The organism is Nocardioides szechwanensis (assembly GCF_900103935.1).
Lineage (GTDB): Bacteria > Actinomycetota > Actinomycetes > Propionibacteriales > Nocardioidaceae > Nocardioides > Nocardioides szechwanensis.
Window position 1 is genome coordinate 269,219 of the sequence record NZ_FNIC01000001.1, and the last position, 15,385, is coordinate 284,603.

Annotated in this window: 16 protein-coding genes; 9 read left to right on the forward strand and 7 right to left on the reverse strand. The window is 69.0% G+C overall.

Going from position 1 to position 15,385, the window contains the following annotated elements:
• The first annotated feature begins 7 nt into the window (after positions 1 to 7).
• Entirely contained in the window at positions 8 to 988 is a 981-nt protein-coding gene (locus BLR90_RS01310; protein ID WP_091021848.1) for a carbohydrate kinase family protein, read from the forward strand.
• Positions 989 to 992: 4 nt separating this feature from the next.
• On the opposite strand, the gene BLR90_RS01315 is transcribed toward BLR90_RS01310, so the two are convergent.
• Together BLR90_RS01315 and BLR90_RS01320 are read right to left on the reverse strand one after the other, a co-directional pair.
• Positions 993 to 1,229: a sulfurtransferase TusA family protein gene (locus BLR90_RS01315; protein WP_091021850.1), complete on the reverse strand. Its 237-nt coding sequence runs from the start codon at positions 1,227 to 1,229 to the stop codon at positions 993 to 995.
• Positions 1,226 to 2,371, reverse strand: a complete 1,146-nt coding sequence (locus BLR90_RS01320; protein WP_091021852.1) for a cysteine desulfurase family protein — start codon at positions 2,369 to 2,371, stop codon at positions 1,226 to 1,228. The genes BLR90_RS01315 and BLR90_RS01320 overlap by 4 nt, the downstream gene beginning before the upstream one ends.
• 93 nt (positions 2,372 to 2,464) lie before the next feature.
• Between BLR90_RS01320 and ctaC the strand changes: the two genes are divergently transcribed.
• The 5 genes from ctaC (at position 2,465) to BLR90_RS01345 (ending at position 7,870) form a co-directional block, all read left to right on the forward strand.
• Positions 2,465 to 3,328: an aa3-type cytochrome oxidase subunit II gene (gene ctaC / locus BLR90_RS01325; RefSeq protein WP_245715090.1), complete on the forward strand. Its 864-nt coding sequence runs from the start codon at positions 2,465 to 2,467 to the stop codon at positions 3,326 to 3,328.
• Entirely contained in the window at positions 3,325 to 5,091 is a 1,767-nt protein-coding gene (gene ctaD / locus BLR90_RS01330) for an aa3-type cytochrome oxidase subunit I (protein ID WP_091021856.1), read from the forward strand. Before ctaC ends, ctaD begins: the two co-directional genes overlap by 4 nt.
• Positions 5,088 to 5,504, forward strand: a complete 417-nt coding sequence (locus tag BLR90_RS01335; protein WP_091021858.1) for a cytochrome c oxidase subunit 4 — start codon at positions 5,088 to 5,090, stop codon at positions 5,502 to 5,504. The genes ctaD and BLR90_RS01335 overlap by 4 nt, the downstream gene beginning before the upstream one ends.
• A 111-nt stretch (positions 5,505 to 5,615) precedes the next feature.
• Positions 5,616 to 6,812, forward strand: coding sequence for a L,D-transpeptidase (locus BLR90_RS01340; protein ID WP_091021860.1), 1,197 nt, complete (start codon positions 5,616 to 5,618; stop codon positions 6,810 to 6,812).
• A 107-nt stretch (positions 6,813 to 6,919) separates the two neighbouring features.
• A complete protein-coding gene (locus tag BLR90_RS01345; RefSeq protein ID WP_091021861.1) occupies positions 6,920 to 7,870 on the forward strand; it encodes a type IV toxin-antitoxin system AbiEi family antitoxin domain-containing protein in 951 nt (316 codons plus the stop codon).
• 73 nt (positions 7,871 to 7,943) lie between these two features.
• Here BLR90_RS01345 and qcrB read toward each other — a convergent pair whose 3' ends face one another.
• Genes qcrB through ctaE form a run of 4 tightly spaced genes read right to left on the reverse strand, consistent with a single transcriptional unit; the run spans position 7,944 to position 12,274 of the window.
• Positions 7,944 to 9,695, reverse strand: a complete 1,752-nt coding sequence (gene qcrB, locus BLR90_RS01350) for a cytochrome bc1 complex cytochrome b subunit (RefSeq protein ID WP_091021863.1) — start codon at positions 9,693 to 9,695, stop codon at positions 7,944 to 7,946.
• Between the two features lie 2 nt (positions 9,696 to 9,697).
• The gene (gene qcrA / locus BLR90_RS01355; RefSeq protein ID WP_091021867.1) at positions 9,698 to 10,738 is read right to left on the reverse strand and encodes a cytochrome bc1 complex Rieske iron-sulfur subunit; all 1,041 of its coding nucleotides are present in this window, start codon (positions 10,736 to 10,738) and stop codon (positions 9,698 to 9,700) included.
• Positions 10,735 to 11,613 carry a cytochrome bc1 complex diheme cytochrome c subunit gene (qcrC, locus tag BLR90_RS01360; protein WP_443093838.1) on the reverse strand — a complete coding sequence of 293 codons (879 nt, stop codon included), beginning with the start codon at positions 11,611 to 11,613 and terminating at the stop codon, positions 10,735 to 10,737. The genes qcrA and qcrC overlap by 4 nt, the downstream gene beginning before the upstream one ends.
• A gap of 16 nt (positions 11,614 to 11,629) precedes the next feature.
• Positions 11,630 to 12,274 (reverse strand): aa3-type cytochrome oxidase subunit III, encoded by a 645-nt coding sequence (gene ctaE / locus BLR90_RS01365; protein ID WP_091021869.1) that lies wholly within the window; start codon positions 12,272 to 12,274, stop codon positions 11,630 to 11,632.
• Positions 12,275 to 12,348: 74 nt separating this feature from the next.
• Here ctaE and BLR90_RS01370 point away from each other — a divergent pair, with 74 nt between their 5' ends.
• From BLR90_RS01370 to trpD, 3 genes are read left to right on the forward strand one after another with little or no spacing between them, the layout of a single operon-like run.
• Positions 12,349 to 13,314 carry a cytochrome c oxidase assembly protein gene (locus BLR90_RS01370; protein WP_245715092.1) on the forward strand — a complete coding sequence of 322 codons (966 nt, stop codon included), beginning with the start codon at positions 12,349 to 12,351 and terminating at the stop codon, positions 13,312 to 13,314.
• Positions 13,315 to 13,324: 10 nt separating this feature from the next.
• Positions 13,325 to 13,738, forward strand: a complete 414-nt coding sequence (locus BLR90_RS01375) for an Rv3143 family two-component system response regulator (protein ID WP_174812353.1) — start codon at positions 13,325 to 13,327, stop codon at positions 13,736 to 13,738.
• The gene (trpD, locus tag BLR90_RS01380) at positions 13,735 to 14,757 is read left to right on the forward strand and encodes an anthranilate phosphoribosyltransferase (RefSeq protein WP_091021871.1); all 1,023 of its coding nucleotides are present in this window, start codon (positions 13,735 to 13,737) and stop codon (positions 14,755 to 14,757) included. The genes BLR90_RS01375 and trpD overlap by 4 nt, the downstream gene beginning before the upstream one ends.
• Here the strand turns inward: trpD and BLR90_RS01385 are convergent.
• The gene (locus BLR90_RS01385) at positions 14,754 to 15,377 is read right to left on the reverse strand and encodes a hypothetical protein (RefSeq protein WP_091021873.1); all 624 of its coding nucleotides are present in this window, start codon (positions 15,375 to 15,377) and stop codon (positions 14,754 to 14,756) included. The two genes, trpD and BLR90_RS01385, sit on opposite strands and share 4 nt — an antisense overlap.
• Between the last annotated feature and the right edge of the window lie 8 nt (positions 15,378 to 15,385).

Genomic DNA, 15,385 nt, shown 5'->3' on the forward strand with positions numbered 1-15,385 from the left:
CCGTGTCATGACGTCTGGGTCTCTGCTGATCGCCGGTTCCATCGCGACCGACCACCTGATGACCTTCGGCGGCAAGTTCGCCGACTCCCTGGTGGTGGAGCAGCTCGACAAGCTCTCGGTCTCGTTCCTGGTCAACGACCTCGAGATCCGCCGGGGTGGTGTGGCCCCCAACATGTGCTTCGGCATGGGACGCCTCGGCCTCCGGCCGGTCCTGGTCGGCGCCGCCGGCGAGGACTTCTCCGACTACCGCTCCTGGCTGGAGCGCCACAACGTGGACTGCCAGTCGGTCCTGATCTCCTCGAGCCGGCACACCGCGCGCTTCGTGTGCACCACCGACGCGACCATGGCGCAGTTCGCGTCGTTCTACCCCGGCGCGATGAGCGAGGCCCGGCTGATCGAGCTCCAGCCGATCGTCGAGCGGGTCGGGACCCCGACCTACGTGCTGGTCGGAGCCGACGACCCCGACGCCATGCGCCGCCACACCCACGAGTGCCGCCAGCGGGGCTACCCGTTCATCTCCGACTGCTCCCAGCAGCTGGCCTTCTCCGACGGCGAGCTGATCCGCGACCTCATCGACGGCGCCGCGATCCTGTTCTCCAACGAGTACGAGTCGCACATGATCGAGCAGAAGACCGAGTGGTCGGCCGACGAGATCCTCGCGCGGGTCGGGACCCAGGTCACCACCCTCGGCGCCCAGGGTGTCCGGATCACCAGCAAGGACGCCGAGACGATCGAGGTAGCGGCCGCCAAGGACGTCGTGGCCGTCGAGCCCACCGGTGTAGGCGACGCGTTCCGTTCCGGCTTCATCGCGGGCCTCAGCTGGGACCTCGGCCACGAGCGGGCGGCCCAGGTCGGCTGCGTGCTGGCGGCGTACGTCGTCGAGACGGTCGGAACCCAGGAGTACACGTTCACCCACGAGCAGTTCGTGGCCCGCGTGGAGCACTCCTACGGCGCCGAGGCCGCGGCCGACGTCGCCGCCCACCTCTAGGTCCCTAGGAGAGCCGCCGCACCACGAACCGCGGTGACCCGTCGTCGGCGGAGTCCTCACCGACGTACTCCTGGCCGCGCATCCGGCACCACGCTGGTACGTCGTGCCGCGCGGCCGCGTCGGTGGCCACCACCGCCACCAGCTCACCCACGGCGACGTCGGTGAGGTGTCGCGCCAGCTCGATGATCGGCAGCGGGCAGAGCAGCTCACGACAGTCGAGCTCCAGCGCGGGCGCGGTCACAGCCCCACGTCCGCGCGGATCTCGGCGACCGCGCCGGGCAGCACCGCCAGGAAGGCCTCGACGTCGGCTTTGGTGGCGTCGCGGGTCAGCGAGAGCCGCAGGTTGCCGTGCGTGAGCGCCCCCATGGCCGCCAGCACGTGGCTCGGCTCGAGCGTCGAGGCCGTGCAGGCCGACCCGCTGGCCACGCCGAAGCCGCGCCGGTCGAGGGCGTGCACCAGCGCCTCGCCGTCGACGTACAGGAACGAGAACGTCACGAGGTGGGGGAGCCGGTCGACCGGGTCGCCGACGACGTCGGTGTCGGGGATCGCGGTGACCGCCGCGCGGACCCGGTCGACGAGCCGCGCCTGGCGAGCGCTGGTCTCGTCGCGCTCGGCGACCACGGCCTGCAGCGCCGCGGCGGCGGCCAGGGCAGCGGGCACGTTCTCGAAGCCGCTGGCGCGGGCGTCGACCCGGTCGTCATGGGGGAAGGGGGAGACCCAGCGGGCGCCCTTGCGGACCAGGAGCACGCCCACCCCGGCAGGCCCGCCCCACTTGTGCGCCGAGGCGGCCGCGGCGGACCACCCGTCGGGCAGGGGCGTGCGCCCGGCGGAGGCGCAGGCGTCGACGAACAGCGGAGTGCCGTCGAGCCGGGCGGCGACCTCGGCGACCGGCTGGGTGGTGCCCACCTCGTGGTTGGCCGACTGCACGGCCACGACCGCCGTCGGCCCGGCCCCGGCGGCGGCGATGACGTCGTCGACGCCCACCCGCCCCGCCGCGTCGACCGGCACCGAGCGGTGCTCGCCGGGCGCCCACGCCGCGGCGTGGAGGACCGAGGAGTGCTCGACCGCGGTGTGGACGATCGCGTCGCCCACCCGGGCGCGAGCCCGGTGCAGCCCGAGCAGTCCGCGGTGGACCGCGTCGGTGCCGGAGGACGTGAACGTCACCTCGTCGGCACGCACGCCCAGGGCCTCGGCCACGACGGCGCGGGCGTTGTCGAGCAGCAGCCGCGCGCTGCGGCCGGGGCCGTGGAGCCGCCGCGGGTCGGCGTACCCCTGGTCGAGGGCGGCGAGCAGCGTGGCGCGGGCGGCCGGGTGGAGCGGCTCGGACGACGCGGAGTCGAGGTAGGTGGGGCCGGGCGTCGTGGCATCCGCGGCATTTGTCACACCTGGAGGCTACCGGCGACCCGGTCCCTCACCGGGGCCCCGATTCGGATAGTGTTCGGCTTTGTCGTGACCGTCTTAGAGGAAGGCTCGTTCGTGGGTCTGCAACTCCCCGAGCGCAGGGCAGGATCTGGTGCCGTACGGCGCCGGATGTCGCTCCTCGCCCTGTCTGGCATCAGCCTCGTGGCCCTCGCCGGCTGCTCGTCCGACGGCTCCAGTGACCTGGAGCGTCTGGCGATGCCGGATCCCGGCACCGTCGAGGGCGAGTCGATCCTCTCGCTGTGGCAGGGCGCCTGGATCGCGGCCCTGATCACCGGAGTGATCGTGTGGGGCCTGATCTTCTACTCCGTGTGGCGGTTCCGCCGCCGCAGCGACGACGAGATCCCGGTGCAGACGCGCTACAACCTGCCGCTGGAGATCTTCTACACGATCTTCCCGATCATCATGGTCGTGGTGTTCTTCTCCCACACCGTGCGGGTCCAGAACGAAGTCCTCGACGACGCCACGCCCGACAACACGATCACCGTGGTCGGCCAGCAGTGGACCTGGACGTTCAACCACCCCTACGACGGGGAGAACGTCTGGGAGGGCGGCGACGGCAACCGGATCCCCACCCTGGTCCTGCCGGTCGACGAGACCACCCGCTTCGAGCTGCGCACGCCCGACGTGATCCACAGCTTCGGCATCCCCGGCTTCGTCATGAAGATGGACGTGATGCCGGGCCAGCAGAACCACTTCCAGGTCACGCCCAAGGAGATCGGCGACTACCGCGGCAACTGCTACGAGCTCTGCGGCGTCTACCACTCACGGATGCTGTTCAACGTCGAGGTCGTGTCCCGCGCCGACTACGACGCCTACCTCCAGGGCCTCGAGGAGGCCGGACAGGTGAGCGACGAGCCGATCATCGGTGGTTCCTACGCTGACGAACAGGTCGGCATCGAAGAGGGAGAGGCCGAATGACCACCACCGCCGCGCGCGCCGACGTCACCGTCGGCCGCAAGCCGCTGGGCCAGCAGCTAGTCCGGATCATGACCACGACCGACCACAAGCTGATCGGCAAGATGTACCTCGTCACGTCGTTCGCGTGGTTCATGGTCGGCGGCCTGATGGCCATGCTGATCCGCTCCGAGCTCGCCTACCCGGGACAGCAGGTCGTCAACGAGGAGGTCTACAACCAGCTCTTCACGATGCACGGCACGATCATGCTGCTGCTGTTCGCGACGCCCCTGTTCTTCGGGTTCGCCAACGTGATCATGCCGATCCAGATCGGCTCGCCCGACGTGGCGTTCCCCAGGCTCAACATGTTCAGCTACTGGCTGTTCCTCTTCGGCGGCCTGATCGCCGCCTCCGGCTTCCTGACGCCCTCGGGCGCGGCCGACTTCGGCTGGTTCGCCTACACGCCGCTGTCCGACTCCGTCCGCTCACCGGGCGTCGGCGGTGACCTGTGGATCATGGGTCTGTGGATGGCCGGTCTCGGCACGATCCTGGGTGCCGTCAACTTCATCACCACGATCATCTGCATGCGCGCACCTGGCATGACGATGTTCCGGATGCCGATCTTCGTGTGGAACACGCTGGTCACCAGCCTGCTCGTGCTGATCGCGTTCCCCGTGCTCGCCGGTGCGCTGCTCTCGCTCGAGGCCGACCGGATGATCGGCGCCCACGTCTTCGACACCGCCCACGGCGGCGCGATCCTGTGGCAGCACCTGTTCTGGTTCTTCGGGCACCCCGAGGTCTACATCATCGCGTTGCCGTTCTTCGGCATCGTCAGCGAGATCCTGCCGGTCTTCAGCCGCAAGCCGCTCTTCGGCTACGTCGGCCTGGTCGGCGCCACGCTCGGCATCGCGATCCTCTCGGTCGCCGTGTGGGCCCACCACATGTTCGTCACGGGTGCGGTCAACCTGCCGTTCTTCTCCGGCATGACATTCCTGATCGCCGTACCAACGGGCGTGAAGTTCTTCAACTGGATCGGCACGATGTGGGGCGGGTCGGTGTCGCTCGACACCCCGATGCTCTGGTCGATCGGCTTCCTCACGACGTTCCTGTTCGGTGGCCTGACCGGCATCATCCTGGCCTCGCCGCCGCTGGACTTCCACGTCTCCGACTCCTACTTCGTGGTCGCGCACTTCCACTACGTCGTCTTCGGCACCGTGGTGTTCGCGATGTTCGCCGGCTTCTACTTCTGGTGGCCCAAGATGACCGGCCGGATGCTCGACGAGCGCCTCGGCAAGATCCACTTCTGGCTGCTTTTCGTCGGCTTCCACCTGACCTTCCTGGTCCAGCACTGGCTGGGTGTCGAGGGCATGCCGCGGCGCATCGCCGACTACCTCGGCACCGACGGGTTCACCACCCTCAACCAGGTCTCGACGATCGGTGCGTTCCTGCTGGGCGCCTCGACGCTCCCGTTCCTCTACAACGTCTACATCTCCCGGCGCTCGCCGCTGGTCGGCGTGGACGACCCGTGGGGCTGGGGCCGCTCGCTGGAGTGGGCCACGTCCAGTCCGCCGCCGCGCCACAACTTCACCAGCATCCCGCGCATCCGCTCGGAGTCGCCGGCCTTCGACCTGCACCACCCGGAGATCGCGGCGATCGAGCTCGACGACAACCCCGCGGCCCGCGACGGCGGCTTCGCCGACGCCCCCGACATGGAGGGTCGCGAGGAGCTGATCGAGGAGCGCCTCGACGAGCACACCGACGAGGCCCCGAAGGGTGATGAGCAGTGAAGGCAGAGACCTGGATTTTCGTGATCTGCACGGTCTTCTTCGTGCTGGTCACCCCGGCCTACTGGTTCGTCACCGACGGCACCGACAAGGGCGGTGACTGGACCGGTACGTCGGCCCTCACGATGACCGCCCTGCTCACCGCGATGGTCGCCCTCTACCTCGGCTTCCACGCCAAGAAGATGGACGCACGCCCCGAGGACCGCAAGGACGGCGAGATCGCCGACGGCGCGGGGGAGCTCGGCTTCTTCCCGCCCTACTCCTGGTGGCCCCTGTGGTGCGCGGCGACGCTCGGTGTGATCGTGTCCGGGATCGCGGCCGGCGCCTGGTGGCTGGCCATCATCGGCGCGGTCCTGGGGGCCGTCGCCCTGAGCGGTCTGGTGTTCGAGTACTACCGGGGTGAGCACGCTCACTAGGCCCCACCCCAACGGGTGTGCGACGCGATCCTCCTGGGTCGCGCGGGTTACCCTGGTGTCGGCCGAGCGGTCTTGCCGCTGAGTCCAGCGACAATCACGGGGAGTCCCACCATGTCCAGCCGCCGCCTGGTCGGCGCGTCCGCGCTCGTCCTAGCCAGCCTCGCCCTCGCCGCGTGCGACGCCGGCTCAGCGATGCCCGGAAGCTCCGACGAACCCTCCGCGTCCGCCTCGTCACCCGAGGCTGACGTCGCCGAGGCGTCGGTGAGGACCAACCTCCCGGGTGGCACCGCCCCGCTCCCGGTCGACAAGGTGGTCAAGGTCAGCGCCAGTGAGGCCCGACTGACCACGGTGGAGGTCACCTCGGCCGGCGGCCCCCTCGACGGCACTCTCAGCAACGACGGCTCCACCTGGACCGCCGGCGACCGGCTCGAGCCCGGCACCGACTACACCCTGCGCGCGGTCGCCGAGACCGCCGAGGGCGACCCTGTCCGCCGTACGGCCAAGTTCACGACGCAGGCCCTGACCCTCGACGAGCAGACCTACCCGTCCGTGGCGCCGCTCGCGGGCGAGACCGTCGGGGTCGGGATGCCCGTCATCGTCAGCTTCGACCTGCCGGTGACCGACCGGGCGGCGTTCGAGCGCCACATGACCGTCACCTCCAGCCCGCAGCAGCGCGGCAGCTGGCACTGGCTCAGCGACAACGAGGCCCACTGGCGCCCGGCGAAGTACTGGAAGCCCGGCACCGAGGTCTCCGTCGACGTCGACATCAACGGCGTCGCCGCCGGCAACGGCATCTACGGCCAGGAGGACCGCGTCGTCGACTTCGAGGTCGGTGACGCCCACGTCTACAAGGTCAACATGAAGACCTACCAGATGAAGGTGCTCAGCAACGGCAAACTCCTGCGGACCATCCCGATCACCACCGGCGAGCAGCCGGCGTTCACCACCCGCACCGGCACCAAGGTGATCATCGAGAAGTTCGACAGCAAGACCATGAACTCCGAGACCGTCGGCATCACCGGCGAGGACGCCTACAACATCGACAACGTGCAGTGGGCGATGCGGTTGACCTACTCCGGCGAGTTCATCCACGCCGCCCCCTGGTCGACCGGCTCCCAGGGCTACGCCAACGTCTCGCACGGCTGCACCGGCATGAGCACCGCCGACGCCGGCTGGCTTTACGACATGACCCGCCGCGGCGACGTGGTCGAGTACACCGGAAGCGACAAGCCGATGACCCTCGACAACGGGTACGGCGACTGGAACGCTTCCTTCGCCGACTACGCCAAGGGCTCCGCTCTCCGCTGACCCGCCCTTCACGTTGACCCGCCCGAAACTTTCGGGCGGGTCAACGTTTTCCACAGACGGAGAATGGCCAGGCGTGGGCAGGGACACACCTGGGGAGACCTCAGGGCATGTCACTCCCGCAGCTCCTCGTCGACCTCCTCGAAGCTCGCTCCAGGCTGCCTCACCATCGTCCCTTCCTCACGGCAGAGGCCCTCGGGACGGGACTGACCTACCGCCAGCTCAGGCAGCTCGTGGCGGAAGGCCTGCTCAGCCACCCGATCCGAGGCGTGTACGCGATGCCCCAGCTGACCGATGATCTCGAGCTGCGCCTGGCGATGCTGCGGCTCGTCGTACCGTCCGAGTGCGTGGTGACGGACCGGACGGCCGCCTGGCTCTGGGGCGCGGAGTACGCGCTGGCTCCTAACGACCACCTTCAGACACCGCAGGTCTCGGTCTTCTCGCCACCTGGCCACCGGCTGCGCAACGGCTTGGTCGACAGTGGCGAGCGCCGCTTCGCGCCCGGGGACGTGGTAGCCCTCGGTGGGCTGCTGGTGACCAGCCCGCTCCGCACGGCCTGCGACCTAGGCCGGCTGCTCCACCGCGACCAGGCTTTCGCCGCGATGGACGCGCTGGCGGCGTTGCGTCACTTCTCGCTCATGGAGCTCCAGCTGGAGGTGCGCAGATTCCGGCGCTACCGGGGAGTCGTCCAGCTCCGCTCGCTGGCGCCGAAGGTCCACTGGGGTGCTCAGTCAGGACCTGAGAGCATCGTGCGGCTGCGGTGGCACGACGAGGCGCTGCCCGCGCCCGAGTGTCAGGTCGAGGTCGAGGGGCCGGACTCGTCGTACTTCCTCGATATCGGCAACCGTGAGCATCGAGTGGCGGCCGAGTACGACGGCGTGGAGTTCCACGGGGCCGATCGCGCCGCGCACGATGCGAGGCGCCGAGCATGGATGACCGAGCAGCTTGGATGGGTCATCGTCGTGATCCGCAAGGAGAACCTGTTCGGGCGACGCCAAGACGTCCATCTGCTGCTCCGTGCCGGGTACGACGAGGCCCGGCGTCGGTCCCCTCGAGGTTGACCCGCCCGAAACTGACCGCAAATGCCGTTGACCCGCCCGAAAGTTTCGGGCGGGTCAACGTTAGAGCGGTGGGTCAGTGGTCTCCGCGCAGGGACTCGCCGTCGACAGCGTGATGACCGTCGAACTGGTGACCGTCGGCGGAATGACCCTCGAGGGGAGCCTGGAGCTCGTGCTCGTGGTCGGCGTGGTGGTGCGCCGCCTCGAGCTCCTCGGCGGTCGGCTTCTGCACGTTGTCGGCGTACATCAGGGCCGAGAGCTTGGAGCGGACGCCGTCGAGACGACCGCCCTTCGCGGGGATCCCGTTGCTGTCGGTCTCGGTGGTCGGGGTCCACACCTCGTCGCGGTCACGTGCGGTCAGCTTGTAGGCGGCCTCGTCGCTGATCGGCAGGTGTCGCTCGGAGTAGCCGCCCTCGGCGGAGCGCATGATGATCCCGGTCTCGTAGCCGTGGAGCAGCTTCTGCTCGTCGTGACGCTGCAACGAGATGCACCAACGCCTGGTGATGAAGAACGCGATCACCGGGCCGATGAACACCGCCGCACGCATGAAGTACGTGATCTGGTTGATGCTCAGGTGCAGCTTGATGGCGATGATGTCGTTGCCACCAGCCGCCCACATCAGACCGTAGAACGTCATCAGCGCGACCATGGTCGCCGTACGCGTGGGGGCGTTGCGCGGCCGCTGGAGCAGGTGGTGGTCGCGCTTGTCGCCGGTGATCCAGGCCTCGATGAACGGCAGCATCATCAAGATCGTGAACATCAGTCCAGGCAGGACGATGATCGGCAGGAAGACGTTCCACGACAGGGTCACGCCCAGGAAGTGCGACTCCCAGCCAGGCATGATCCGCAGCGCACCGTCGGGCCAACCCATGTACCAGTCGGGTTGAGAACCTGCGGTGACTTTGGTCGGGTCGTAGGGCCCGAACTTCCAGATGGGGTTGATGGACAACAGCCCACCCATGAGGGCCGCCACACCGAAGACGATGAAGAAGAAGCCGCCGGCCTTGGCCGCGTAGACAGGCAGCATCGGGAAACCGACGACGTTCTCCTCGGTGCGGCCGGGGCCTGGCCACTGGGTGTGCTTGTGGTAGACGAGCAGCAGCATGTGGGCTGCGATCAAGGCCAGCAGGATGCCGGGGATCAGCAGCACGTGGACGGTGTAGAGGCGCGGGATGATCGACTCGCCCGGGAACTCGCCACCGAACAGGAAGAAGGACATGTAGGTGCCGACGACCGGCATCGACTTCATGAAGCCGTCGGCTGCTCGGATGCCGGTGCCGGAGAGCAGGTCGTCGGGCAGCGAGTAGCCGGTGAAGCCCTCGAGGGTGCCGAGCAGCAGCAGCAGGCTGCCGATCACCCAGTTGAGCTCACGCGGCTTGCGGAACGCGCCGGTGAAGTAGACGCGGAGCAGATGGATCATCATCGAGGCGATGAAGATCAACGCGGCCCAGTGGTGCATCTGCCGCATGAGCAGGCCGCCACGGACGTCGAACGAGAGCTTGAGCGTCGAGGCCATCGCTTCGGACATCTCGACGCCGCGCAGCGGGCTGTAGGAGCCTTGGTACTCGACCTCGCCCATGCTCGGGGTGAACCACAGCGTCAGGAACACACCGCTGAGCAGCAGGACGACGAAGCTCCACAGCGCGATCTCGCCGAGCATGAAGGACCAGTGGTCCGGGAAGACCTTGCGCAGGTTCTTCTTCATCACCGTGCCGAGGCCGAGGCGCTCGTCGGCCCAGTTGGCTACGACTCCGGCCTTGCTCGGCTTCTTGGGGGTGGCGGCGGTCGTGGAGTTGGTGTCCGCGACCTTGCTGGTGTCGATACTCATCGTCAGCCACGCTCCCAAAAGCTAGGTCCCACGGGTTCGTTGAAGTCGTCCTGCGCCATGAGGAAGCCCTCGTCGTCGACCATCAGCGGCAGCTGGGGGAGTGCCCGCGCCGCGGGCCCGAACACGACCTTGCCCGAGTCGGCCAGGTCGAAGGTCGACTGGTGGCACGGGCACAGCAGATGGTGCGTCTTGCGCTCGTTGAGCGAGATCGGGCAACCGACGTGGGTGCAGATCTTGGAGTAGCAGACGATGCCGTCAACGGCCCAGTTGTCGCGGCCCTTGCCAGGAGTCAGGTCTTGGGGATCCATGCGCAGCAGGATGACCGCAGCCTTGGACTTGGCGGTCTGAAGCTCGGCGCCGCGGAGGACGTGCTCGCCGTCCTCGTCGACGGCGAAGATGATCTCCGGCTCCGCGTTGACCAGGTCGCCGATCTCGAGGTCGGCGATGTTGATGGGGGTGCCGACGACGTCGCGTACGACGCGCATCCGGGGCTTCCAGACCGTGTGGTAGAGCTTGTCGCCGGGGAGCGGGCCCAGGTCGCGCAGCATCACGATGGCCGGCAGCCCGAGCAGCGCCACGGATCCGAGCAGCGAGTTGCGCACGAGCGGGCGACGGCCGATGCCGGACTCCTCGAGGCCCAGCGCGAGCGCGTCCAGGGTGCCCTGGCGGTCCTCGTCGGAGGAGCGGGCCGGGTGGCGCATCTCGACGATCTCGTGGTCGCCCATGAGCTTGCGGGCCCACTGGATGATCCCGATGCCGATGAGGAGCAGCGCCGCGCCGAGGGTCGAGCCGAGGGCGATCGTGGAGGCGCCGAAGCCGGCGAACGTCGTGTGGTTGTCGCCGACCTTCAGCGTGAAGTAGGAGACCAGGAACAGGATCACGCAGATCGAGGACAGGCCGAACAGCCCGGCCACCTGGCGCTCGGCGCGCTTGGCGAGCCGTTCGTCGACGTCGGTCGGTCGCCAGGTGTGGGGCGGCAGCCCCGGGTTGGCGATCGGCTCCTCCTGCGTGGTGGCCGGGAGGTGGTCGTGGTTGTCGCTCACGCGTCCGTTCCCTTCATGGGCGCCTTGGTGGTGCGCGTGCTGTGGGCTGCGATCCAGATCGCGAAGCCGACCAGTCCGCCGATGCCCACGAGCCAGCCGAACAGACCCTCGCTCACGGGGCCGAGCCCGCCGAGGCCGAACCCGCCGTACTCGGGCTGGTCACGCATGGTCTCGATGTAGGCGATCACGTCGCGCTTCTCCTCCGGCGTCAGGTTGCCGTTGGAGAACACGTCCATGTTGCCGGGGCCGGTGAGCATGGCCTCGTAGATGTGCTCGGGCGAGGTGTTGAGGATGCTGGGGGCCTGGCCGCCACGGGGCATGGCGCCGCCGTTGCCGCTGAAGTTGTGGCAGGCCGTGCAGTTGGTGAGGAAGATCTGCCCGCCGCGGGAGATGGCCTCCTCGCGCTCCTCGTCGTCGAGGCTCTCGATGCTGTAGTCGCCCTCGTCGGGGATCGCCGGGCCGGGGCCGAGCGAACCGACGTACGCGGACAGCGCGGCGATCTCGTCCTCGTTGAAGACAGGGGCCTTCGCGGCGCCCTGCGCACCGGGCTGCACGAGAGGCATCCTGCCCGTGCCGAGCTGGAAGTCGGCGGCAGCCGCTCCCACGCCGGCCAGCGACGGGCCGTACTGGGTGCCACCCTCGGTGAGCACGCCCTCGCCGTTCTGGCCGTGGCAGAAGACGCAGCTGATCAGGAAGAGCTCGCGGCCCTCGGCGATCAGCTCGGTGTCGGACTCGGCCGACTCGGCCTGGGCAGGCGCGAAGGCGGCGTACAGGCTGCCGGTCATCACCAGGCCCAGCATCAGCATCGCGAGGCCGGCGAGTCGGCCACGGCGGTGCCGTGACAGGCGTCCGGCAGTTCGGTTCAGGAGGCGCACATTGAGTCCTTGCGGGTCACTGGATGAGGTAGATCGTGGCGAACAGCCCGATCCACACGACGTCGACGAAGTGCCAGTAGTAGGAGACGACGATCGCGCTGACCGCCTGCTCGTGGGTGAACTTGCGCGCGATGTAGGTGCGGCCGAGGACGAAGAGGAACGCGATGAGGCCGCCGGTCACGTGGATGCCGTGGAAGCCGGTGGTGAGGTAGAACATCGTGCCGTACGCCGAGTCGGGGATCGTGATCCCTTCCTGGATCAGCGTGGCGTACTCGATGGCCTGCCCGGCGATGAAGATCGCGCCCATGATGTAGGTGAGGATGAACCACTCACGCAGGCCCCAGCCCTTGACGCCCAGCACCGAGCCGGTGCGGCCCACCTGGCCGCGCTCGGCGGCGAACACGCCGAGCTGGCAGGTCAGCGAGGACAGCACCAGGATCGTGGTGTTGACCGCCGCGAACGGCACGTCGAGCATCGCGGTGTTCTGTGCCCAGAGGTCGGTGCTCACCGCCCGGATCGTGAAGTACGAGGCAAAGAGGGCGGCGAAGAACATCAGCTCACTGGAGAGCCAGATGATGGTCCCCACCGCCACCATGCTCGGACGGTCATGGTGCCCGTGCAGTCGGGATGCCGGAATCGCTGCTGGAGCTGTCGTCGCCACGCGGTCATTATGTCGGTGAACCGGTCCTGAGGGCGACCCGACCCCCTTTCTGAGTAAGTCATAAAGTTCACACCGTGCCCGGACCTTCCCTCATCAGCGCCTTCCCGGCGGTCCTCGACCTCCCGAGGCCGTCTTTCGGGGCGTTCCTCGGAGAGTGGTCGCTGGCGCCGCTGCCCCTGGTGCTCACGGTGTGGGCGGTCGGGCTCTACCTGCTCGGCGTGTGGACGCTCCGGCGGCGGGGTGACCGGTGGCCGGTCGGCCGCACGCTCGCCTTCGTGGTGCTCGGGATGGGCTCGTTCTACGTCGCCACCTCGTCGGGCCTCGCCGCCTACGACACCGTGCTGCTGAGCGTCCACATGGTCCAGCACATGGCGCTGTCGATGGTGGTGCCCCTCGCGCTCGCGCTCGGCGCGCCGGTCACCCTGGCCCTGCGCACGCTCCCCGCCGCCCCGCGGCGCTGGCTGCTCGTCGTACTGCACTCGCGGGTGGCGAAGGTGCTGTCCTTCCCGCCGTTGGCGTTCCTGCTCTACGTCATCTCGCCGTGGGCGCTCTACTTCTCCGGCTGGTACGACGCGTCGCTCAGCTCGGCGTACGTCCACGAGATGATGCACGTCCACCTGGTGCTGGTCGGCACGCTCTTCTTCTGGCCGCTGATGGGTGTTGACCCGCTGCCCGGACGGGTCGGCTACCCGTTCCGGGTGCTGCTGACGGTGCTCACGCTGCCGTTCCACGCCTTCCTCGGCGTCACGATCATGGGTCAGGACACGCTGCTGGGCGGCGACCACTACCCGGCCCTGTCCAACGGGCCGATGGGGTCCTGGCTGCCCGACCCGGCCGCGGACCAGGAGCTGGCCGGCGGGATCCTGTGGGGCGCGGGCGACCTGGTCGGGATCGTCTTCTTCGCCGTGCTGTTCACCCAGTGGGTGCGCTCGTCGATGAAGGAGGCCAAGCGCGAGGACCGGCGGCTGGACCTGGAGGAGGCGCGGGCGGCCCGTGCTGGTCGTCTGGGCCGCGACGCCGCCGCGACCCGCGAGCGGTAGCATCACGCCTGTGAGCGACTCCACCACGCGCAAGCTGAAGGTCCTCGTCTACAGCGACGACGTCAACACCCGCCAGCAGGTGATCCTCGCCCTCGGCCGCCGGCCGCACCCCGACCTGCCCGAGCTCGAGTACATCGAGGTGGCGACCGAGCCGGTCGTCATCCAGAACATGGACGCCGGCCACGTCGACCTGGCCATCCTCGACGGCGAGGCGGTGCCCGCGGGCGGCCTCGGGATCGCCAAGCAGCTCAAGGACGAGATCTACGAGTGCCCGCCGGTCCTGGTGCTCACGGGCCGGCCGCAGGACGCCTGGCTCGCGACCTGGTCGCGTGCCGAGGCCGCCGTACCCCACCCGATCGACCCGATCCAGCTGGCCGACTCCGTCGTGGCCCTGCTGCGGGCGCGGGTCCCCGCGCAGGCGTGACCTGGCCCGACGTCCTCAGCGCCCTCGTCGCGGGCTCCGACCTGTCGTCGGAGCAGGCCACCTGGGCGATGGGGGAGATCCTCTCCGGTGAGGCGACCCCGGCCCAGATCGCCGGTTTCGCGGTGGCGCTGCGCGCCAAGGGCGAGACCATCGACGAGGTCACCGGCCTGGTCGACGCGATGTACGCCCGCCGTACGCCGATCTCGGTGCCCGGCCGCCTGCTCGACGTGGTCGGCACCGGGGGTGACCGCTCGATGTCGGTCAACATCTCCACCATGGCCGCCATCGTCGCTGCCGGCGCCGGTGCGAAGGTCGTCAAGCACGGCAGCCGCTCGGCGTCCTCCCAGTCCGGCAGCGCCGACGTGCTCGAGGCTCTCGGCATCCGGCTCGACCTACCAGCCGCGCGCGTCGCCGAGGTGGCGGAGGCGGCGGGCATCACCTTCTGCTTCGCAGCGGCGTTCAACCCCGCCATGCGCCACACGGCGGCGCCCCGCCGGGAGCTGGGGATCGGCACCACGTTCAACATCCTCGGCCCGCTGGCCAACCCCGCGCGGCCGCAGGCCCAGGCGATCGGCTGCGCCGACGCCCGGATGGCGCCGGTGATGGCCGGAGTCTTCGCCCGCAGGGGCTCCGACGCGTGGGTGGTCCGTGGCGACGACGGCCTCGACGAGCTCACCACCACGACCACCTCCTCGGTGTGGCACGTCCACGACGGCCAGGTGACCACGGCGACCGTCGACCCCGCCGCGCACGGTCTGGCGCCGGCCACCACCGCGGACCTCCGCGGCGGCGACGCGGCCCACAACGCCGACGTCGTACGACGGGTGCTCGCCGCCGAGGCCGGCCCGGTTCTCGACGCCGTACTCCTCAACGCGGGAGCGGCGCTGGCCGTCTACGACGCCCCCGACGCCTCCGTGGACGAGGCGCTCACCGCCGGCATCGCGAAGGCGCGCGCAGCGGTCGAGTCGGGCGCAGCGCAGACGACACTGGACCGCTGGATCGCTGCTTCCGCAGGCTAGAGGTCGAGCACGAACTCCCGGCCGTTGTGGCGGAAGCCGACGTGCTCGTAGTAGGGGCTCACCATCTGCGGTGAGGTCATGACATGGTTGAAGCCGAGGTCCTTGAGCACGCCACTGCGGCGCCAGACGAACTCACCGACGGAGAAGTCGCGGTACTTCGGGGTGACGTAGTCGAGCTCCACCCGGGCCACGTCGCCGTCGTGACGCAGCAGGACCATCCCGACCGTCTCGTCCCGCTTGACGATCACGAACGCGACCTGGCCCTCGTCGGGGCGGGTGCCGTAGTCGGGCTGGAAGGCACGGATGTCCAGCTCGTGGGTCTTGAGGATGTGGCGGAAGTACTCGTCGTCGAGCTTGACCTCCACCACCTCGAAGACCTCGTCGTCGTGGCGCTCCCGGGACAGGGCGACGAGGAACCACACGTTGATGGCGGCCAGCACGGCGTTCATCCCGACCATCGGCCAGACCTCGATCAGGGCGTTGAACACCAGCAGGATCAGGCACGCCACCAGGTTGAGCGCGCGGAAGCGCAGCACCCGGCTCTGCAGCAGTGAGAGCACCAGCAAGGTGCTCCCGCCCCACCCGAGCACGTCCAGCCAGTAGTCCTCGATCCAGGTCATCCCAGGAT